Source organism: Paenibacillus naphthalenovorans (assembly GCF_900099895.1).
Lineage (GTDB): Bacteria > Bacillota > Bacilli > Paenibacillales > NBRC-103111 > Paenibacillus_G > Paenibacillus_G naphthalenovorans.
In genome coordinates, this window is sequence record NZ_FNDY01000043.1 from 1 (window position 1) to 18,144 (window position 18,144).

An 18,144-nucleotide genomic window follows, 5' to 3' on the forward strand; every position below is an offset into this window, starting at 1 on the left:
CCTATTTGGATATTCATGGTAATATAAATTCGTCCGGAAGCACCGGCAAAAGCCCCTTGAGGAAGCACCTCAGGGGCTTATTTTATTTCCGAATAAAGTATTCCAGAACCGCAGCAATGTCGGTTTACGCTCCCAGGCTTCTAGCAGCTCAATTCGATCAGGATCTTCTCCATGATTCCATATATCGCCAAATTAATGCTTTTATAGTAAAATAGTAACGACATGATAGGATTCGTGTCATTCAGTTCCAACAAAAGGAGGGTTGATGGTCTATAAGTCATACAAAAACAGCCTTAAATGTAGAAGAATACATCGAGGGGAGGTTAAACAATCAAATCAATTGGTACGACACCAAGAGTAACGAGTCCCAAAAATATTATAAAAGGTTCCAGAAAATCGAGATAATTGCAGCAGCTGTGATACCTCTCTTGAGTGGTTACGTTTCCAAATATGAGGTTATTCCCATCATCGTTTCAGTATTGGGAACTGTAGTTGTAGTTTGTGCATCTATTTCTCGATTGGGGAAGTATCATGAAAAGTGGCTCCAATATCGAGCTACCTGCGAACTTCTAAAGCACGAAAAGTACTTATTTCTTACTTCAACAAACCCCTACAATGGCGACGAACCCTTTAGACTATTAGTCGAAAGGGTCGAGAGTATTATATCTGCTGAAAACATTAATTGGTCACAACTCGCCACATCCGAAGACAAAAAGTGACTAATTTCCAACAATCTCATAAGTTTTTTCGAATATTTCAGGCTTACATGGGTATTTTTCTCCGTTAACGCCCGTTATTATCCAATCACCTACTTGCGCCCGCAAAGGTCCTTCCAGCGTCTCGATAATTACTTCCACATCTGTTTGATACGCTTCAACCACAACGGGCTTCTTACGAAACTTGCACGGAGTCAATTGCATCGACATAACCTCCGATCTTGCCCTCTGGCAATATTATATCACAATAAGGGAGTGGTGGTACCATGAAAACATACAATATTTTCATCAGCCATGCTTGGAAATACACTGAGCATTACAATAAAATTGTTCAATGGCTAAATGAAGCACAATCGGAAGGTAAGTTTAATTGGAAAAACTATTCCGTTCCAGTGCATGATCCAGCCATAGATCCTAGTACATCGGCCGGTAAGAAAAAGTTAAAAGAAGCATTAGATGCTCAAATTAAACCAGCGTCAATTGTTATCATTCTTGCCGGCATGTATGTAGCCTATAGTGAATGGATTGACTTTGAAATTGATACCGCAGTTTCATACGAAAAATATATTATAGGTGTCGAACCTTGGGGCCAAGAAAAAGTTCCAAAAAAGGTATCAGAAAATGCGAACATCATGGTCGGGTGGAACAAGAAATCTGTGATCGATGCTGTTGCAGCGAGATAGATGGAGTGAATCAATAAATATTTATTACTGAATACCGGCCAAAAACTTGATTGCCATCTCAACCCACAACACTGCCAAGACCTACTCCTGGACCAAGACCAGGACCGTTGTCTCCTAGCAGACTGCCAGTTCGCTAAAAAGAGATTTTCCTCCCCGCTCAGCCACAACGGCCGAACGGGGATTTCTTCATTCCACCGGTTGCCCGGATGCCTTCCGGAGCTCATTTGCCAAAAACTTTTGATGATCCCGGTACTGTAAGCACTGCTTAGCATTATCGTATCGCCCATCCTTTAATGCCTGCTTCATCTGAGCATCAAAATTAAACCAGGCCGGTGATAAGAAGGTTTTAATGATATCATTCGCATCCTCTGGACGCATCGTATATTCCTCCTCTAAGCATTCCGAATACTCCTTCACAACATCAGCCACAAAATCGGTAAACGTCTTCCCCAGCAGCCGGAGCGCGTTTTGCGGATCCGTCCGCCGCGCCGGATCGAGAATATAATGCCCCGTGATGTCAGTTGCCGGATTGAGCCCGTAGCGGTAGCAGCTGTAAGCCATGACCCACACATACCGCTTATACGCTTCCTGATTGTCGATCTTGCCGCCATAGCAGAGCTCCGCGCCACCAGCTGCATCGTTTGCATCGGCTCCATATCTGGCATTGTCCGTCTTCACGTCATAAATGACGTGATATGCCTTCTCCGCCGGACCGGTCAAAAAGGGGATGCATTCGATAATCTCCTTATCATCCACAAAAACATGAGCGGACGAGGACATATCATTCCGGCTCCGTTCGTAGTATGATACGTTGGCCGCGGCCGTTGATCCGGGATTACCGGTATCGTGGGCCACCATAAACCTGCAGCAATCTAGCGGCAGGGAGGGCCGGCGTTTACTTGGCCCCGTTAGATACCGCGGAGTGATCGGGTATTTCATTTTGAAAGAGGTCATTGTTTCCCCTCACCTTTCTGCTGCAGTTGCTCCAAAAACTTTGTTAACGCTGGCGGTAACGGTACACCAAGAACACCCAGGTTTTCGACAACTGACAATCCCTCGCGACCAGAGTAAAAGTACAGAGCGATCGTTCTAAATACCGGGACTTCTCCTCCGATTAACTCGTCCAGCAGTACGGCCAGTGCGATCACTCCCAGCACAACGCCCTTGCGGATGCCGCCCCAAAACATGATCTCGCTGTTAACGGTTTTCGTCTTAACGGCCCCGAGAAGCCCGCTGATATAATCAACAATCATAAGGAATACCAGCACCTTCAGCGCCGTATCCCAGCCTCCCAAGTATTGGCTTGCGATCAAACCAATAAAGGCCACAACTCCACCGATCGCCGTTTCCCCTTTGGTATCTCCAGCTGCGGCCGTAATGACCAATGCGCCTAACTGTCTAATTTGCATAAAATGACCCCTCTCCGCCCTTTTTCCGGGCATAAAAATAACCCCGATCGGCTCGGGGCGGTTCTAAAATTTATTGTGGCACTGCTTGCTGCTCAAGCAAGTATTGCTGGTACTCCTCTTCCCAAATCGCATCCTTGTTCGCTTCGATTAAATAACGAAAAGGTTCGCGCACACGGATGACCGGGTATCTGTACTTACGTACCATGTTAAACCAGTAGCGCTGGTCATTTGCATTCCAAATTGTCTGATCGTATGGATATGGATAAGTCATGCCGGACTACCTCCTTGTATTTGTGATCGTAATTCAGCGATTTCTTGTCGTGCCTCGTCTAACTGAGACTGTAAATCGAAAATAAGATCAAGGGCATAGGTATCTACCTCCTGCATGCCCTGGGTTCGGTCGTCTATGATTATCTGCATTTGCAGCGCGTACTCGTCTATATCCTGCATACCTTGAGTACGGACTTCCAGCATCTGCGACGTGTGCTCGACAACCGTTACCCGGTCTTCAACCCTTACAGGCTGGGGAGTATTTTTGCGCTGCTCGATTTCTTCGGGGGTTAAACCTTCAATCCACTTTTCATTTTCAAAATCCCATTTGGGTAAATGCAAACCTTCTGGGACTTGGACAGCAACTTGATAACCATTAATTACTTTTTCAGTTTCTTCACTATCTTCAATCGTTTTATATTCAATGATTTCCGAAACACCTGTTAATTCATCATTAACAAGTGTCGTTTCAACAAATAATCCATCTACATCAACAATAATTGCTTCTTTCATGTACTCTGCCCTCCCTACCGTTCGGCTTTAAACATCCCATTAATGTAAAATGTTCCGGTGGAAGCATGGATAATTACAACTCTACCGTCACTGTAAATAATCGCTTGTCCTAACGAACCATCATCAGCTTTTACTAATGGAATCCTTGCCCACTCTAACGGTCTATATCCTGTAGGGAGATAAAATGCGGGTACTGATACAGTACCGTTTTTAATCTCTATCTGGATATGGACAAAACCAATACCGTCTTTTAAATAACCAGTAACTACGCTATCCGATTTCACCCATCCATTCAGCAACGTTGGTGTAATCCATTGCCCCTGCACTTTCCTAGCTTTCGTATTCTCCAATACGCTAACCCGTGTTTCAATATCCGCTTGATTGAGTGCGAGCCTGTCCACGATTGTATTTAGGTTCGGGGCATATTCGCCTGAAATTTGTGTTAGGTTGCATGTTATGGTGTGTTGATCGAGTGCAAGGTAAGTGACTTCGTAGGCGGCTGATGGATCGTAGTTAGCATATCTTATATAAGCTCGCTGACCGAGATAAGGAGACTGACTCCCATTAGAATTAATAGTCCACCTTTTATCTTGGATACCATTTTTGTAAATATTCAAGATTTTAGAAGGTCTGTTTTTCAGATTACTACCCGTAACAATGCTGTCGTTGATATATACCCAACTAATAGGAACTGGAGGAACTGTACCTAAAACAGGATTCGCCTTCTCCCTCACAATCATCCCATTACCAACTTCAATTTGATTCAGTCCCTTAAGAAGAGTAATCGCTTCTGTGGAAATTTCTTCTTCGTAAGGTTGCGCAAGTTGGTATTGAAGTTTATAAGGTTTATAGCCCGGAGCTAGGTTATTTACTACATGATCTCTATTCGTGGATGTTGACCCGTCTCCCAAACTAATCCAGTTTGCTGTACCTCCTCCCCCTGCTTTCCAACCGTTAAAGTATGCCCTTAACATGTCGGATGGTGTAACCGTCACAGGAGTTGTCCAATAATTTGTTGTACCGTACCATGCATCTGTCCAACCACTGTCAGCATCGGAAATAGTAATTATAAGGTCGCTATTTGTGTCTGACCCTCCGGTTATCTCACCGAACCATACCTTATCTGCTACGTCTGGGACGGTCAGCATTTTTGTTAGAATTTTTCCGTCATATTTGACGGCATCGAATCCATCAACACCAGGTGCAACATCAGCGTGCGAGAAATAATTGTCAACTCTCACGCGCTTAAATCCGGCTGCATCTTGATAAAACGTCCAAGGAAGCCTACCATCTAAGTCCATCGTCTTAAAACGAGACAACTTAAACAGCTTACCGTCCCTCTGAGTAAGGGAATCATAGACTGTACCGTCCATGTTTGACGCTAAATCCGTTTGGAATACGGTCATATCGTCGCTACGGGGTTGAAATGGCAAAGGGTCGAAGCCAAGGTTGAGCATCGGTTTTTCAAAAGTATACGAACCTGTAGATTCATAGGAGATAATTTTTACAAGTACTTTTGATGTGTCTGCTGTAAAATTAGCCGATTTTCTTGTACCGTCGCCAATTATGCTTAATATGTGAGTAGATGACTCATTTCTACGATACAGCTCAACTACGCCATTTGTTGGAATATTCATTGAAATCGTATAATCTTGATCAATAATTGTTTGAATTTCATACGTCATTTCCTGTTCAGAAGCAGTTGGTCTAAGAGTTACTTTATATGGTTCTTCCACGATGAATGTAGAAGTGCTCGCATGCCATTCAGTAAACGGCGGCAATAGATTTTCCCCGTACCTAATAACATAGGGGTTCTTTATATTCTTTAGATCGTCCACGTATGGGTATTTTGCAGCGATTTGTTCTGGTGTCATACTGTCGATTGCGTTATATTCGGCTTGGGAGATTTCATATAATCGGATACCGTCAACATACCCATATTGTCCAGCACTTCCAGCGGCAAAGACTTCTACATAGTTATTAGTAGAACCTGCCATATCGGAAGGAGAAATTTTAACATATGCTGTGGTATATGTTGTACCTGTAACATATTGACTCCCAACATCCCTTCCTCCGCCTCCATTAAAAAAGTATAATTGAATACCTGTAGAAAGTGTCCCATTTTTTAAATTAGCTAAAAGAATATAATACTTTGATTTGTCTATAACTCCTGTAAAATTCTTATAAATACCCCCACTAGTTAAACCAGTTTGTATTGTAATCTTAATCGCATTATTGCCATATTTTGCATTAGTTGTATCCAAAGAATGTGCGTCAGTAGAGCCATTTAATCTTAACCACTTACTTACATCCTCACAATTACCATCACGCCCCAACAAGTTAACCAATGTCCTGCCGCGGATGTTAAGCACGTTCAGCGGCGTTGTTTTTGGAACAGTGATGATTTGGACGCCATGGGTGAGAGTAATGGGGATGGGAACTGCAAGATCCAGTTGATTATGCGCATCCGCAATGCCCTGCTCAATCCGGTTCAAATCACTTTCCGTTACTATTTCGTCATACTGCCAGTTCGTTTTTGCGTTATAAGGCACTTTTGTTACCCCTCCTTCACGGTGATCGTATGTTTGAGGATCGTGTCCGACGTTACCGGGATGTAGACGTTGTTTGAGCTTACGACCGTACCGCTGGCACTTTTCAGTTCGATGAGCGTGATTTCGCTTACGGATTCGGCCGGGACCAGATATTCCATCAGCAGTGTGCTATCAGTCAATTGTTTGACTTGAAATGTTGAGATTTCATACGTACCGTTCAGTACGGCTTTGGTCACTTTCTCATTCGTGTACTGCGCCAGCTCATTCAGATAGCTTTGAAGGATCATTTCACCTGCACCTCCGTCCCACGATCGGCGAACGCCGTACGGCCAACCCGCCATGATGTCGAAAGTCGCGTCCGTCGTGTCAGTTCCGCCTTCCATATGTGTTCTTCCAGCGTAATCCTGTCCGTCAGCGACGTCGCTTGGATATAGACCAGGTTCGCCGGCTTGACCGCATGGATCGTGTACTGGATTTCTTTGAAAAAGGCCGCATCCGGGATGCTCAGCGTTACTTTGAGCACAAAGTTCTGAACGTCGACTTCAATCGTGGCCCGACCGGCACCGATGAGGAAATCGAGCCGTCCTTGCAGGTAGCGAACTGTAAACGGCGGTTTGGTCGAATACCGATTGATAAGTCGCTTTCGCCGAAATTCTAGTGTTTCTGTCGTGGTATCCGCCCGGATCCCGAGCTGCAGCTCCCGGCGCTTGATTGCTTGTTCGCTCGCGGTGTCGACGAACTGATCATCAAGTAGTTGGGTGACTGCATCGGCGAGCGCATCGAACTCCGCGTTCTCTGCTTGGGTCAACTCCAAGAATTCCCGGATGTCGTGATACAGTTCAGGGAGGTAAGAGATCAGGTTAGCCGACATTGATCGTCACCGTCCCCAACATCGGGATCTGCTCACTCTGCAGTTCGAGATTGGCAGCCACACCGTTCAGGGTTGTGCCCGCGACGTCCGTCACGCCGTCGACTGTCAGAATGCGTGCCTCGATCTGGCTGACCCGCACGATCAGGTTATCCTCGTCCGCCCACATCTGCCGTAACGATAGCAGATAATCTCTGATGACCGATTCAATCTCTCCCTGCACCTGGCCGAGCGTTACGCCGCTTTGCAGCGTCACCGTAGTCGTAACATTGACCGTCACGCCCTGCACGCCGGCGATGGTTACTTGGTGGCCGATCGGGGCCAACCCTAACCCCTGGCCGCTATTCTGAACAGGATCAATCGCCGTCTGTACCTCGTCTATCAGCGCCGACGCCGGAGGGTTGTAATCGGCGGCGATGATTGTACATTTGACCGTTCCGCCGCCCTGCCAAGCAGGGAACGGCTTCACCCCTCCAACACCCGGAATGCCGCCAATCTTCTGCTTATAGTCCGCCACGTTCCCGCCGAACGGCTGCTCGCGGACGGCTTCGAAGTACCGTTTCCGAAGCGCCTCGTCCGACTCCTCGTCCTCTCCTGGGACGAGCACGTCAGCCAATTCTGCCCGGGACAAACCCGCGACGTAGTCGATCGGCAACATAGCCCCGAATTGCTGGTTCCCTACGGCTCCGGCCGTTTCACATTCCAGCGAGAACTGGCCTGCGGTCAGCCGCTCGATTACGCGGTAATTCAGCCCCCCGATTGAAAAGCGGCTGCCGACCGGCACGTCCAGCGGGACATCACCACTACCGTAAAACAATCCCTTCCGCCGCGCTTTGGTCGCCGGTCTCCGCTCGATTCCGAACTCGGTCGTCCGCCGTGCGAGCCATTCACCGGTCGCGGTATCAGCAAAGGAAAGATTCAGGATGATGTCGAGCTCCGCATACATTTGCGCCAGTTCCGCCGCGGCTGGCGCCAGTGCGTCATAGATTATGCTGCCTTCTCGCTTGTCCACGTCGTTCGGCACGCGGTCAAGCATTCGTTTCAGAATAACTTCGAATGTCATGTGTTCATACAATGCCGGTCACCTCCTGCGCCGCCTCGAAGCGGCCAAAAGTCGAGACAACAGCGAATTCAACGTGCGCGGTATCCCCGGCAAATGTAATCTGGAAGTCTGTCACGTCTGTAATTCGGTCGTCCTGCATCAGCGCCTCCCGAATCCGGCGTTTCAGTTCGGACTGCACGTATGCCTGGCCGGGGCCCGCAAACCGCTTCAGCTCGACACCAAAATTCGAACTGTAGACCAAAAAGGCGAATCGCTCCGTCTGCAATATTTTGAATACCGCCTGCCGGACCGCATCCAAGCCGTCAACCATTCCGGTCACCCGGCCGCGTTCGAAGTCCAGTTTCCATGTCCGAGACGGTTGCTGTATCGTTGTCGTACTCTGTGCCTGGATTTGCCCACCCGTCGGAATCATGCGCTCACCACCTTGTCCAAAATCAAGTATTTCTGCCCGCCCTGCATCCGGAGCAGCACCACATGATCACCCGCCTGCAAGCCAGGTCGTATGACGATTGGCTGCGTTAGCGCTTCTTCCGCCGTTCCGCTGGTCATGATATGGGAATGCCGCAGGTCGATCTCCAGCCGCGTCAGCGATTCCGGCACAATCAAAAAATCCGCATCGAGTGTAAAACGTTGATCTACGTTTACCTCTAGCGGATTTGTCTTTGTCACTTCGCCGTACATGACGGCGACTGGGTTCCCGGCTTCCATCGCCGAAAGGGCGGCCTGTCTAATCGCGTTCAACATATCATATCACCTTCAACGTCAAACTCATGGTATGATCAGCACCGTCAAAGCGGTGCGTCACCTCGTCCACCATCATCGGTTGGTTGATGCCAAGCGATTCAATGATGATCGGAACGTACATTCCGGCACGAACCCGGATGTCGCCGATAGCATCGATTTTCAGACTCTTCTGCTCCCGGTTTTTGAGTTGCATCAGCTGCGTCAACATCTCGTTGATCTGGGCAGCGTTCTTTTCTTCGTCGACGCTTTCGTAAAGTTGTAGCAGTCCCCACCGGGCGATATATGCGCTATCCTGGGCAATATAGACTTCGCGCTTTTTAGTGTCCTTGTTGTCGCGGTACAACTTAATCTTGTTGTACGTGTCTTGATCAATGTCACGTCCATAATCGTAACCGGTCATCAAGCTGCCGTCACCGATGTAAAAACCGGCCTGAAAACTGGTCACGTCCCGTAGCGACAACTCGCCGAAGTCGTCGAAGAATACGAAAAACCGCCCCGTGGCCGACATGGTGAGCGTGTTCGCTTTCTCAATGTCGTCCAAAAGCGTTTGCCCGTCCTCGACCATGGACGGGATCCGGTAACCGGTGTCGTCGATGCGACCAACCTTCAAGTTGAAATCCGCAGCGATCTTCCGAATGACATCGCCGGTCGTGACGTTCTTGATCACATACGTATCTTTGTTGAGTAAGTACCTCACTTGGTCGTATGCTTTGATGCTGATCTCTGCATCTTGGTTGGTCTTTATGCTGAACACATACCCGTAGAACGCATTTACGTCGCCCATCCGAAACCGGACAATATCGCCGTTATTAATCGCGAACGCGCGATCCTGATAGATACCGCTGTCGATCAGCGTGAAATCAACGCTTGCTGGCCGGCCTACCCGCGTCGTCGTCCAGGTTACGTCCGTCACGATCTCCGAGAGATCCCACACGTTGCCGTCCTTATTATCGAGCAGGATCTCAAGCATAAGCTGCACCGCCTTGTTCCGGCAGTTTCAACGTCAGCCCGACCGGGAGGGATTTGAGCTGCGCATCTGTTAGTCCGTTCAAACGTTGGATTTCCCGCCACCGGCTGCCATCGCCTAACACCTTCTGTGCTACTTTCCACAGGTTGTCGCCGGCTGTCAGTGTGTAGGTTTTCGACGGTTCGCGGTCGTCCGGACGTTTTGGCCCCTCCTTCTGGATAGCTGGTGCCCCATCCTGCTGCTGCGCCACCTGAACCCGCCGGGCGGCGTAAAATCGGTATTCTTTCAATTTCAATGAAAATTGAATATCCCCTGGGCTGCCGGCGACTTCTTTCCATTCGAACCCTTCGACGCTTGCGGGTGTATTGATTTCCATTGTCGATCCGACGTACACGAACCGGATTGGCCGCTTGGTCTCCCACCACTTCAGGATGTAGTCGACGTATTCCCGCGGCTGTAGCACGATCGACGCCGTAATAAACGGATACGGTTGGGCTGGGAATATGCTCTCAATCGTGTACTCGGCCAAGCCACGATCTTTGATAACGTTGATCTTTCCGAGGCCGAAAACGTCGTGCCCGGTGCCGTCACCGTTTATGCTAGGCCCGATCTCACGCGGGAGGATCGGCAGCTCGAAGCCTTCCTCTTGGTTGTTCCAGCTGAGCCAAATTCCATACTTCATTTACACCATCCTTTCATGCAGGAATGCTCCCCGCCCTGTCGAATATTGGAAGTTGACCTAACTTACCAAATTCGAGGAAGGGAGAGTAAAAACTATGAAAAATGATCCGTTTGAGCATATAAGACGTATTCAAGAGATGATGAATCGAATGAATATCCCGTTGCAACAGATTCAAAGGCAAATCGATATGATACAACCATTTAATGAGCAAGTACGAATGGTGCAACAAACCTACGGTCCTATGCTCGATGCAATTCAACGACAACAAGATTTTACGAAAGCAGCTTTTTTAGGGGCGGAGTTACACAGCCGCTTTTTTAAAAATCATGAATGGCTGTCAACATGGGATAAACTTGCAAAGTTAAAGAATCCTCAAATTCCAATTCCCGATGCGATTTATCCCTACATTGAAAAGTTATCTAACACCGTCCTTAATCTTATGCCGCAAGAAGATCAAAGTGATTTAATAGCATCTCTTACCGTACGCTCCACTGATGAGTCAAAAGCTCAACCACAATGGACATGGGAGACGCTGAAATGGTTTTTAAATCTCGTTGTACCCATAATCATCACGATTTTTCTTTCAATCCAAAGCTCTGAACAACTTGAACACCATCACCAAGAAGAAATGCAACAAAGAGAACGTCATCATCGCGAACTCATGGAACAAAACGAACGCCATCATCAAGAGGTAATGGACGCATACTCTTCATTAATGGAAATCATTGAGCCTTATCTTCTAAGCGATCAAGATAAGCCCGAAAACGAGACTGAAGATCCTGGATATCTTGAGTAATTGTTTCGCTTCGCACGGCATCCAATTGAACTTGCTGTTCAATCCGATCAACTAGTTGACCGTATTTCTGGTTGATCATTTCTTTTTCTTCAATTAGCCGTTCGTACCGCTGATTGAGCTTTGTTTTTTCATAGTTATTCCACAGCCCCCACACAACGAAAACTGCCATTAAAACAACTATAAAGCTATAAAATTGTTGCATTTTCTTACCCATTGCATTCCCTCCTCATTAGCCGTACACCCCGCGCGCAGAAGAAGCGATCTGCTCGGTCAACGCCGTTTCGATCCGCGCGATGATCGTGTCGACATCATATCCGTTTTGGATCGGACCGGTCTGAACACTCACCGTCGGCGTCAGCGTCACGAAGTTCTGGATGTTCTTCATCTCGGCCAGCTCACGCATTACCTTAAGGTCTTCGCTGGATATGTCCACGGTATCGTCAATTTTACCGACCGATCCAACACGATCCACATTTGCGATATCCCCCTTGCCTCCGGGCAATTGGAATCCATCGAGCGCCGAAGCCATTTTATTAACCATACCTTGGCCAGCTTGGAACCCCGTATTAAAAGAACCCGCGTAATCGAGTTGATTCATGCGGTACTTTGATAAATCGAATACATCTTTGTTGCTGGTCGGTTTAAACTTATCGATAGCACTTGTATCGACTGTTGATATTAAAGCAATTTCCGTCTTTTTTATTTTGTTAATTGCCTCAATAACCCAGTTAATCCCTTTGATAATGCCATTAATAGCGCTCCAGAAGTAATCAGCAATATTCTTAGATAGATCATAAAAGAGTTTCTTTACGGCATACACAGGGTCAATAAACAAATTAGCAAAGAATTCGACAAATGCTAAAAGCGTATTATAGATCAAAGCAAAGGTATTTTGAACAGCTGCATATAGTATATAGAAAACGCCAACCACAAAACCGACCATTTGCTGCGTTGTGACACCAAAGTGGCGAAGTGTTGCGGTCAATACAACTATAGCGCCTATGACCAAAGCAATAGGCCAGTTTAAAGTAAGCCAGGCGGCAACCGCTTGATAGATGGGTACAAGCATTTGCCACAAAGCCGCTGTTATCATAGGCAGATAAACTACGGCAAGACTTAAAACTGCCGCGGTAATTTCCGGCCAGTATTGAACCGCGACACCATAAAGGAACATGCCCGCCTGCGCTGCACCATATAACATGTTCGCTACGAGCCATATACCAGCGTTAAGAGCCTTAAAAAATGGATCAAACTTTCCGGAATCCAATGAAGTGGTGAATAAGTCAAAAAGCGGAGCAAGAGCTGCAAGCCCGTCGGCTCCCGTCTGCGCTAGTTGAAACCGGAAGGTTTGAAGGATCTTCTGCCACTTTGCAGCCGGTGAATCAAGCATCTTTTCGAAGGCTTCCTGCGTCATGTTTTGCTGGTCAAGAAGCTTATCCATCCCCTTAATAAAACCATCAAGGTCACCGGCTTTTCCCGCCTTGAGTGCTTCACTGTTCTGGATCATGCTACGCCCCATATTGAAACGTTCCACGATTGATGTGTAATCCCCGCTCAGAAGTTCTTTCATGGAGAATGCTGCTCCCTCAAGTCCTTCAGCCGGATTAAGTTTAGCCAAACGCATCGCCAGCAGGTTCATATCAGCCAGTTTCTTAGGGTCCAACGTGTTCGATATGAACGACATCGTACCCGACAGCGCCTCATCAACGTTCTGACCAAACTTCAGGGCTTGTTTTGTGATTTGGTCGAAAATAGCACCTCCAACTGCCTCGTTACCGGCCCGCGCACTGAAGGTATCAATCATCTGCTGTTGCTGCATGGCTCCCACGACGGTTGCCTCCCAGGTCCTTCTTGCAGCCTCAAATGTAAGATACGCAGCTGCAATCCCCCCGATTGTTCTCTTGAGATCGCTGGCAGTATCCTTCCCCTGCTGGACGGATCGATTAAACTTTTGCTGCGCCGCATTCGCTTGATCGATAGCTTGACGAATATCGGCCTCGGCTGCCGCGATCCTCTGCTTGGCCGCGGTGAGCGTTTTATCAATATTCACGTTTTTATCCGTTGCCGCCTGCATTTGATGCATGGTTGAGATCATCAAGTTCATACTCTGCGTAATGTTTTGTAGCGGCCTCGACATGGCGTCAAAAAGTTTCAAGGATGATTGTACAGTAGCCAAACGAAACCCTCCTTCCTGGCATAAAAATAGCGCCTGGAAAGAGGCGCATTATCTCCGGCGTCTTCCGGAGGCTTTTTTCCTGCTTTTAGCCTCCGCAGCGGACCGTTTCTCTTTTTCAATCCGTGCTTTAATCATCCCAATCAGTGCGGCTTTCTTTCTTCTGGGAAGAGCAGCAAAATCCCAAGGCATTACTCCATATTCATTGAGGGCGAAATAGGCATATACTGTTTCGCCGTCGCCCTCGTCGATTAGTTTTTTACTTCTTCCGCCAGATCGTTAATATCTTTATCGAACCCATTAATCTCCTGAATCTTGCCAATTAGGCCGGCATACTCTCCGGAAAGCAGCATCTTCCGAATTAGTACATCTGCACCTCGAACACCGTAGGACTTTTGGAGTTCGGCATCGTTAAGATTCGGGTAGACAACGCAGGCTGCAGCCAGTTTCGCCAGGTATTCGCTGGTATTCGTCTCTGGAACCATAACACCGTTTTTTCCCTTGACCTTCCGTGTAGCGGATGCACGGATCGCGTCGTTCTCTTCCTCGGAAATAGGACGGAACTGCCAATGTATCGGTTTACCTTCCTTGTCTTTAAACCGCTCTGAAACAACAAACTCCTCGGTTTCCGGAACGGCAGCATTACCTGCAAAAAATACACTTAAATCGCTCATATGATTGAACCTCCGTTATTTATTCGCTTAACCCAGCGTAGGGTCTGCAAAAAGATCAGGCATATCAATATCTTCCCAAGTGAAATCAATGTCTTCGTCGAGCTCGTCCGCATCGACGTCAAGCGCGGCCATCACGACGCTGTCGAGGTTAACACCCAGTAAAGTGACCGTTTGCCTTCCGATCGTTGAATTGGGATCCTCATTCACGATTGTGATGTCAAAATAAACGTCTTTACCTGTTTTGATGTAATCGTACATCATCTTCCGGAACATGCTGGTGACATAATAGATCGTCATGCTGCCGGTACCACTCCAACCGGCTGCCTTACGCTGCGTACCGCGCTTGCCGAGTGTCTTAATGTCGCTTTTTTGCTTCTCGGCAGTTGCCCGAAGATTCCGGAGGTAAAACATTTCATAATTCAGGCCGTTAATGGTTGCATGCGCCCGGCCTTCCTGCCCGGAGATAATGTCACCCGCTTTAAGGAATCCCATGATTACCGCACTCTCACTTTCATGTAGACTTTTTCGATTGCATCAACCGGCTGGACCCATCCATCGACAAACACAGCGTCTGCCTCTTCGCCTTGAGCAACCCTCACATCGTTCTGAGCATCGAAGTTTTGAATAGCCCCGATACCTTGGTAGGTCTCTGCTAACTTCACGCATTCTTTGCGGAATAAATTACGACCATCTGCGTTGTTATCGACTTTCCCGATGTAAAACACCTCATAAGTTCGTTTCCAATCGTTTGCGAGACCATCAAGAGCCCGAAGCGCACGATTCTTTCGGAAGTGTTTTCCTTTAGTCGGCGTGAAGCTTTTAAATGTGTTGATGTCCTGCTCCACGATTGCCTGACCATTATTAAGCGTGAACAGGAATTCACCATTATTCAAAGCCGCAATGATTTGGCTATTCGTGTAACGCGGATTTGCGTCAACAGCATCATCGTAGGCCGAATACGTAAGTGATTGATTAGCCGCAGCAGCAGCTGTAGCTCCTGCCACCCATGCCACTGCTTGTGCGGCCGTAAGCGCGGTCCCATCTGCCAAGATGACACCATTTTTAACGCTGATGACTCCCTCGTAATCGGCCGTAGGGTAGTTTTCCATTACCACTTGAATCTTTCGGCCCTCATCGTCTCTCAAGCGTTTTGCGAATGCAGCGTACACGCCCTTAAGCGCGGTGTCAGTGCCAACGTATGCAGCGGTATTGAATTCATAAAGTTCAAGAGCAGCCAGGAAATCGCTATGATCCTGATTTGTCACTGTTCCATCGACTCCGCCATCTAGGGGTGTGCCAGCCGTCGGGGTCAGTGTGCCGGTTCCCGACCAATCGATCCAAGCGTTGCCCGTAAGTCCGGAGATATCGGAGACAGTTTGCAAATCTACCGGGGTGTTTGATACAAGCGTAATAACATCAAATTTCGCAGGATCATCAATATTCGTCTGAATAACAATCTTCAGATCATTCCCTCGGACGCCACCGTATTTTGCTGTTGCAGTGAGGGTTCCGACGGTAACGGTAGCCTTTGTCCCGGTGTTCAACCGATACAAAAGCAGCGTTCTTGTTCGCTTCAATGCTTCCTTGACAAGCAGTAGCACCGGAGCCGTAATATCGTATCCAAGTTTTTCGAATACGTCATCGCCGGCATTGATTTCTTGAATCACCTTTGGAGCCCCCCAAGGAAGGGGCAAAGCGATTGCAGCTATCCCGCGCTCACCGAGTGTGCCAAGGGATTGCCCTACACTCTCAAAGTTGATATATACACCCGGCCGGACTTTATTTTGAACCGTAAATGTACCACCAGCCATTGATTACTCCGCCTCCTTTTGCAAAAATTCTTTAAGCAGGTGATTAATCTGCTCGGTCGTGTATGTTTCCTCATCCTCAAGCAGCGCGTTTAGCACATCTTTATAAGCTGCATATTTTGCGGATCCGAGAAACTGCTGCTTTGTGTAACCTGCTTCCAAAGCGGAGACCGATTCTGCTGAAGAAGTCTCAGCAGACTGTTCCGCGATTGGTTCCGGACTATCAAGTATATTTTCTTGTAATTCCACCAACGTTGTGGCATTTTTTTGTTTAGCCATTTTTGAAATTCGCCTCCTGTTCCAGCGTCCGCATTTTCGTTTCCGCCGCTTTTGTCCGGATGACGTGGAAATCATAGTCGACAAAGAAGTGCAGCACACCGTCAACAATTTCGTGCTGCATATTATTTCCTCGGACAGCTCCACCTGGGACATTGATATATTCGATTCCGTCATAAAGAGCATCAGCAGTAGCATGAAGCTCCTCGTTGGTTTGCCCAAAATAGTGGATGTCGAAAGGATGACTACGGCGATACCGACGATTTATAACACGAGATTGCTTCGTTGTAAGGAGCTTAACGAAAAAACGACTTTGACCAAGCCCCTGCTTTATTTCCTCGCCGGTGACCTTCACATCCGGGAAGAGCTGCTTCAGTTTGCTGATCACCCCATCGCGAACATCGTTAACCGTTACACTCATGTGTCATCACCCTTCCCGCTCCGGCGGCCGTTCATGAGTTGATTCAGTAGTTCCATCTGCCGGCGTTCCAGATATCGCGGCAGCTCCCGCTCAATCTCTTTCATTGAGATGGTCATCATGAACCGGCCTTCCACCCATTCTGTTAGCTCTTCGCCCGTGCGGTGGCCGTACTCCACGAAAGAGGCGTACTCGGCATTGTTAAAGATCTCTATAACGTAAGCATCCCCGTGTCGTTCAACCCTGCCCACCATCCAATTCCTACGGAGTTCCCCGGTATCAACAGGCGTACGCTTTTTGATTTTCCTTTCCGCTCGGTAAGCCATTTCGAGAAGAAAGTCCCGGATAAACCGCTCAATGACACGCTCGTCCAAGGTTTTCTTGAAATTCTCGGCCAAACGTTCGACATCACCGAAATCAAAACTGCCCCACTTGGTCATTATGCGTAACCCTCTCGCTGCAGGCTTATCTCCTGGTGCGTTGAATACGGTGGGAATGGTTCTCCGGCAGTATAAACCCATATTCGCCCTGTGCTGCCACGTGTGACAGCTACTATATCCCCCTGCTGAATAATGAGCTCCGGAGCGATGAATAGTTTCGCCTCGTACTGGATGTCGTTTTGCGCTTCGGTCTGATCATTTTTGGCAAATCCCGTTTGAGAGAGGTAGCAGGGTTGATCTGTATAGACTGGGATCGGATCGGGCGTAAGAACCGTCTCTCCAGACGGCTTTTGAATCTCAATGTGCCGGCTGATGGTCGCCCGATCCGTGTACATCCGCTCGATCGCTTTTCTGTGCTGGCTAACGTTCAAGACTACCACCTCAGCTTCCGGTAACGGTTCAAGTCCGTGCGGTAACTCAATACGATCGAGTCTATTGACGTTTTGTTCGTCGTAATTTTCGTCGTCGTGTCGCCTATCTTTGTCTCGGCTGTAACGCCAAGAGCCGCTTCAATTTCCGGAATAGTTGGATGTTTGACCTTAAGCACATCAATGACCATTGAAGCCCAAACGAACTTTAGTCTGTCCGGAACCTCGGCCACATTGCAATGATTCAAAATACGCTGTTCCAGCTCTTGAACGTACGAACTGATAAGTGCATCATGTGCACTGTCCAATAGCTGTAGCCGGCTTTTCACTAACTCAATCACATCAGCGTGATTAATTGCCATTACCCGCGCCGCCTTTAGACGCCTGAATCAGCATAAGAATATCATCCTTTTTGGTAGCATCCCCCAAGTTAATGCTATTCTGATCTGCATATTCCTTTAGTTCTGCGACGGTCATTCTCTCTATAGGCTTTGCATTCAGGGAATCCAGATCCGGATTAGACTCCTGTGTTTCTTCCACCTCGTAAGAATCCAGATCTGGATTAGACTCCTGTGTTTCTTCCACCTCGTAACCATGTTCGCGGAACCATTGCAGAAGATAGGGGTCAGAACATTCCCCAACCCCATTGACGAAAGAAACACCAGCCGATACGCCGGTGTATTGTTTATTAGGCGCTTGGATTTTTGCCATTTGCGGCGTCCTC

The 18,144-nt window shown here is 47.8% G+C and carries 27 protein-coding genes; 3 read left to right on the forward strand and 24 right to left on the reverse strand.

Annotated elements, in window-relative coordinates; genetic code table 11:
• The first annotated feature begins 311 nt into the window (after window positions 1-311).
• A complete protein-coding gene (locus BLT35_RS23780; protein WP_302848199.1) occupies window positions 312-719 on the forward strand; it encodes a DUF4231 domain-containing protein in 408 nt (135 codons plus the stop codon).
• Here BLT35_RS23780 and BLT35_RS23785 read toward each other — a convergent pair whose 3' ends face one another.
• Complete coding sequence (locus tag BLT35_RS23785; RefSeq protein ID WP_175472051.1) at window positions 720-920, reverse strand: hypothetical protein; 201 nt, start codon at window positions 918-920, stop codon at window positions 720-722.
• Window positions 921-982: 62 nt separating this feature from the next.
• Between BLT35_RS23785 and BLT35_RS23790 the strand changes: the two genes are divergently transcribed.
• The gene (locus tag BLT35_RS23790; protein WP_074729932.1) at window positions 983-1,399 is read left to right on the forward strand and encodes a TIR domain-containing protein; all 417 of its coding nucleotides are present in this window, start codon (window positions 983-985) and stop codon (window positions 1,397-1,399) included.
• Window positions 1,400-1,585: 186 nt separating this feature from the next.
• Here the strand turns inward: BLT35_RS23790 and BLT35_RS23795 are convergent, their stop codons facing one another.
• The 12 genes from BLT35_RS23795 to BLT35_RS23850 all read right to left on the reverse strand — a co-directional run bounded on the left by BLT35_RS23795 (window position 1,586) and on the right by BLT35_RS23850 (window position 10,467).
• Complete coding sequence (locus BLT35_RS23795; RefSeq protein ID WP_074729933.1) at window positions 1,586-2,353, reverse strand: peptidoglycan recognition protein family protein; 768 nt, start codon at window positions 2,351-2,353, stop codon at window positions 1,586-1,588.
• The gene (locus BLT35_RS23800; protein ID WP_083351398.1) at window positions 2,350-2,808 is read right to left on the reverse strand and encodes a phage holin family protein; all 459 of its coding nucleotides are present in this window, start codon (window positions 2,806-2,808) and stop codon (window positions 2,350-2,352) included. Before BLT35_RS23800 ends, BLT35_RS23795 begins: the two co-directional genes overlap by 4 nt.
• Before the next feature lie 70 nt (window positions 2,809-2,878).
• Window positions 2,879-3,079, reverse strand: coding sequence for a hypothetical protein (locus tag BLT35_RS23805; RefSeq protein WP_074729934.1), 201 nt, complete (start codon window positions 3,077-3,079; stop codon window positions 2,879-2,881).
• A complete protein-coding gene (locus BLT35_RS23810) occupies window positions 3,076-3,591 on the reverse strand; it encodes a YomQ N-terminal domain-containing protein (protein WP_074729935.1) in 516 nt (171 codons plus the stop codon). The genes BLT35_RS23805 and BLT35_RS23810 overlap by 4 nt, the downstream gene beginning before the upstream one ends.
• 14 nt (window positions 3,592-3,605) lie before the next feature.
• Entirely contained in the window at window positions 3,606-6,143 is a 2,538-nt protein-coding gene (locus BLT35_RS23815; RefSeq protein WP_074729936.1) for a hypothetical protein, read from the reverse strand.
• Window positions 6,144-6,148: 5 nt separating this feature from the next.
• The gene (locus tag BLT35_RS23820; RefSeq protein ID WP_074729937.1) at window positions 6,149-6,430 is read right to left on the reverse strand and encodes a ketopantoate hydroxymethyltransferase; all 282 of its coding nucleotides are present in this window, start codon (window positions 6,428-6,430) and stop codon (window positions 6,149-6,151) included.
• The gene (locus tag BLT35_RS23825) at window positions 6,427-7,014 is read right to left on the reverse strand and encodes a putative phage tail protein (RefSeq protein ID WP_074729938.1); all 588 of its coding nucleotides are present in this window, start codon (window positions 7,012-7,014) and stop codon (window positions 6,427-6,429) included. Before BLT35_RS23825 ends, BLT35_RS23820 begins: the two co-directional genes overlap by 4 nt.
• Window positions 7,004-8,086: a baseplate J/gp47 family protein gene (locus BLT35_RS23830; protein ID WP_074729939.1), complete on the reverse strand. Its 1,083-nt coding sequence runs from the start codon at window positions 8,084-8,086 to the stop codon at window positions 7,004-7,006. The genes BLT35_RS23825 and BLT35_RS23830 overlap by 11 nt, the downstream gene beginning before the upstream one ends.
• On the reverse strand, window positions 8,079-8,486 hold the full coding sequence (locus tag BLT35_RS23835; RefSeq protein ID WP_074729940.1) for a DUF2634 domain-containing protein: 408 nt from the start codon (window positions 8,484-8,486) through the stop codon (window positions 8,079-8,081). The genes BLT35_RS23830 and BLT35_RS23835 overlap by 8 nt, the downstream gene beginning before the upstream one ends.
• Window positions 8,483-8,818, reverse strand: a complete 336-nt coding sequence (locus BLT35_RS23840; RefSeq protein ID WP_074729941.1) for a DUF2577 domain-containing protein — start codon at window positions 8,816-8,818, stop codon at window positions 8,483-8,485. Before BLT35_RS23840 ends, BLT35_RS23835 begins: the two co-directional genes overlap by 4 nt.
• A 1-nt stretch (window position 8,819) precedes the next feature.
• On the reverse strand, window positions 8,820-9,788 hold the full coding sequence (locus tag BLT35_RS23845; protein ID WP_074729942.1) for an XkdQ/YqbQ family protein: 969 nt from the start codon (window positions 9,786-9,788) through the stop codon (window positions 8,820-8,822).
• A complete protein-coding gene (locus tag BLT35_RS23850) occupies window positions 9,781-10,467 on the reverse strand; it encodes a LysM peptidoglycan-binding domain-containing protein (protein WP_074729943.1) in 687 nt (228 codons plus the stop codon). The genes BLT35_RS23845 and BLT35_RS23850 overlap by 8 nt, the downstream gene beginning before the upstream one ends.
• A gap of 94 nt (window positions 10,468-10,561) precedes the next feature.
• On the opposite strand from BLT35_RS23850, the gene BLT35_RS23855 reads away from it, so the two are divergent.
• Complete coding sequence (locus tag BLT35_RS23855; protein WP_074729944.1) at window positions 10,562-11,263, forward strand: hypothetical protein; 702 nt, start codon at window positions 10,562-10,564, stop codon at window positions 11,261-11,263.
• Here BLT35_RS23855 and BLT35_RS26610 read toward each other — a convergent pair.
• The 11 genes from BLT35_RS26610 to BLT35_RS23905 all read right to left on the reverse strand — a co-directional run bounded on the left by BLT35_RS26610 (window position 11,190) and on the right by BLT35_RS23905 (window position 18,131).
• Window positions 11,190-11,477 carry a hypothetical protein gene (locus BLT35_RS26610; protein WP_139170856.1) on the reverse strand — a complete coding sequence of 96 codons (288 nt, stop codon included), beginning with the start codon at window positions 11,475-11,477 and terminating at the stop codon, window positions 11,190-11,192. The two genes, BLT35_RS23855 and BLT35_RS26610, sit on opposite strands and share 74 nt — an antisense overlap.
• A 15-nt stretch (window positions 11,478-11,492) precedes the next feature.
• Window positions 11,493-13,439: a phage tail family protein gene (locus BLT35_RS23860; RefSeq protein WP_074729945.1), complete on the reverse strand. Its 1,947-nt coding sequence runs from the start codon at window positions 13,437-13,439 to the stop codon at window positions 11,493-11,495.
• Between the two features lie 248 nt (window positions 13,440-13,687).
• Window positions 13,688-14,110 carry a phage tail assembly chaperone gene (locus BLT35_RS23865; RefSeq protein ID WP_074729946.1) on the reverse strand — a complete coding sequence of 141 codons (423 nt, stop codon included), beginning with the start codon at window positions 14,108-14,110 and terminating at the stop codon, window positions 13,688-13,690.
• Window positions 14,111-14,137: 27 nt separating this feature from the next.
• A complete protein-coding gene (locus BLT35_RS23870; protein ID WP_074729947.1) occupies window positions 14,138-14,602 on the reverse strand; it encodes a phage tail tube protein in 465 nt (154 codons plus the stop codon).
• A gap of 2 nt (window positions 14,603-14,604) precedes the next feature.
• Window positions 14,605-15,921 carry a phage tail sheath family protein gene (locus BLT35_RS23875; protein WP_074729948.1) on the reverse strand — a complete coding sequence of 439 codons (1,317 nt, stop codon included), beginning with the start codon at window positions 15,919-15,921 and terminating at the stop codon, window positions 14,605-14,607.
• Between the two features lie 3 nt (window positions 15,922-15,924).
• Entirely contained in the window at window positions 15,925-16,197 is a 273-nt protein-coding gene (locus tag BLT35_RS23880; RefSeq protein ID WP_083351399.1) for a hypothetical protein, read from the reverse strand.
• Window positions 16,190-16,615, reverse strand: coding sequence for a phage tail terminator family protein (locus BLT35_RS23885; protein ID WP_074729949.1), 426 nt, complete (start codon window positions 16,613-16,615; stop codon window positions 16,190-16,192). The genes BLT35_RS23880 and BLT35_RS23885 overlap by 8 nt, the downstream gene beginning before the upstream one ends.
• The gene (locus tag BLT35_RS23890; protein WP_074729950.1) at window positions 16,612-17,052 is read right to left on the reverse strand and encodes an HK97 gp10 family phage protein; all 441 of its coding nucleotides are present in this window, start codon (window positions 17,050-17,052) and stop codon (window positions 16,612-16,614) included. Before BLT35_RS23890 ends, BLT35_RS23885 begins: the two co-directional genes overlap by 4 nt.
• Entirely contained in the window at window positions 17,052-17,432 is a 381-nt protein-coding gene (locus tag BLT35_RS23895; protein WP_254777654.1) for an ABC transporter ATP-binding protein, read from the reverse strand. The genes BLT35_RS23890 and BLT35_RS23895 overlap by 1 nt, the downstream gene beginning before the upstream one ends.
• The gene (locus tag BLT35_RS23900; RefSeq protein WP_074729951.1) at window positions 17,426-17,782 is read right to left on the reverse strand and encodes a hypothetical protein; all 357 of its coding nucleotides are present in this window, start codon (window positions 17,780-17,782) and stop codon (window positions 17,426-17,428) included. The genes BLT35_RS23895 and BLT35_RS23900 overlap by 7 nt, the downstream gene beginning before the upstream one ends.
• Window positions 17,772-18,131: a hypothetical protein gene (locus tag BLT35_RS23905; protein ID WP_074729952.1), complete on the reverse strand. Its 360-nt coding sequence runs from the start codon at window positions 18,129-18,131 to the stop codon at window positions 17,772-17,774. The genes BLT35_RS23900 and BLT35_RS23905 overlap by 11 nt, the downstream gene beginning before the upstream one ends.
• Between the last annotated feature and the right edge of the window lie 13 nt (window positions 18,132-18,144).

Excerpts from the sequence above, each read along its gene's own strand:
- BLT35_RS23840 (WP_074729941.1), bottom strand. The coding sequence starts at position 8,818 with ATGTTGAACGCGATTAGACAGGCCGCCCTTTCGGCGATGGAAGCCGGG.
- BLT35_RS23825 (WP_074729938.1), bottom strand. The coding sequence starts at position 7,014 with ATGTCGGCTAACCTGATCTCTTACCTCCCTGAACTGTATCACGACATC.
- BLT35_RS23890 (WP_074729950.1), bottom strand. The coding sequence starts at position 17,052 with ATGACCAAGTGGGGCAGTTTTGATTTCGGTGATGTCGAACGTTTGGCC.
- BLT35_RS23905 (WP_074729952.1), bottom strand. The coding sequence starts at position 18,131 with ATGGCAAAAATCCAAGCGCCTAATAAACAATACACCGGCGTATCGGCT.
- BLT35_RS23885 (WP_074729949.1), bottom strand. The coding sequence starts at position 16,615 with ATGAGTGTAACGGTTAACGATGTTCGCGATGGGGTGATCAGCAAACTG.
- BLT35_RS23810 (WP_074729935.1), bottom strand. The coding sequence starts at position 3,591 with ATGAAAGAAGCAATTATTGTTGATGTAGATGGATTATTTGTTGAAACG.
- BLT35_RS23855 (WP_074729944.1), top strand. The coding sequence starts at position 10,562 with ATGAAAAATGATCCGTTTGAGCATATAAGACGTATTCAAGAGATGATG.
- BLT35_RS23880 (WP_083351399.1), bottom strand. The coding sequence starts at position 16,197 with ATGGCTAAACAAAAAAATGCCACAACGTTGGTGGAATTACAAGAAAAT.
- BLT35_RS23900 (WP_074729951.1), bottom strand. The coding sequence starts at position 17,782 with ATGGCAATTAATCACGCTGATGTGATTGAGTTAGTGAAAAGCCGGCTA.
- BLT35_RS23805 (WP_074729934.1), bottom strand. The coding sequence starts at position 3,079 with ATGACTTATCCATATCCATACGATCAGACAATTTGGAATGCAAATGAC.
- BLT35_RS23875 (WP_074729948.1), bottom strand. The coding sequence starts at position 15,921 with ATGGCTGGTGGTACATTTACGGTTCAAAATAAAGTCCGGCCGGGTGTA.
- BLT35_RS23800 (WP_083351398.1), bottom strand. The coding sequence starts at position 2,808 with ATGCAAATTAGACAGTTAGGCGCATTGGTCATTACGGCCGCAGCTGGA.
- BLT35_RS26610 (WP_139170856.1), bottom strand. The coding sequence starts at position 11,477 with ATGGGTAAGAAAATGCAACAATTTTATAGCTTTATAGTTGTTTTAATG.
- BLT35_RS23820 (WP_074729937.1), bottom strand. The coding sequence starts at position 6,430 with ATGATCCTTCAAAGCTATCTGAATGAGCTGGCGCAGTACACGAATGAG.
- BLT35_RS23785 (WP_175472051.1), bottom strand. The coding sequence starts at position 920 with ATGCAATTGACTCCGTGCAAGTTTCGTAAGAAGCCCGTTGTGGTTGAA.
- BLT35_RS23790 (WP_074729932.1), top strand. The coding sequence starts at position 983 with ATGAAAACATACAATATTTTCATCAGCCATGCTTGGAAATACACTGAG.
- BLT35_RS23845 (WP_074729942.1), bottom strand. The coding sequence starts at position 9,788 with ATGCTTGAGATCCTGCTCGATAATAAGGACGGCAACGTGTGGGATCTC.
- BLT35_RS23795 (WP_074729933.1), bottom strand. The coding sequence starts at position 2,353 with ATGACCTCTTTCAAAATGAAATACCCGATCACTCCGCGGTATCTAACG.
- BLT35_RS23850 (WP_074729943.1), bottom strand. The coding sequence starts at position 10,467 with ATGAAGTATGGAATTTGGCTCAGCTGGAACAACCAAGAGGAAGGCTTC.
- BLT35_RS23870 (WP_074729947.1), bottom strand. The coding sequence starts at position 14,602 with ATGGGATTCCTTAAAGCGGGTGACATTATCTCCGGGCAGGAAGGCCGG.
- BLT35_RS23835 (WP_074729940.1), bottom strand. The coding sequence starts at position 8,486 with ATGATTCCGACGGGTGGGCAAATCCAGGCACAGAGTACGACAACGATA.
- BLT35_RS23865 (WP_074729946.1), bottom strand. The coding sequence starts at position 14,110 with ATGAGCGATTTAAGTGTATTTTTTGCAGGTAATGCTGCCGTTCCGGAA.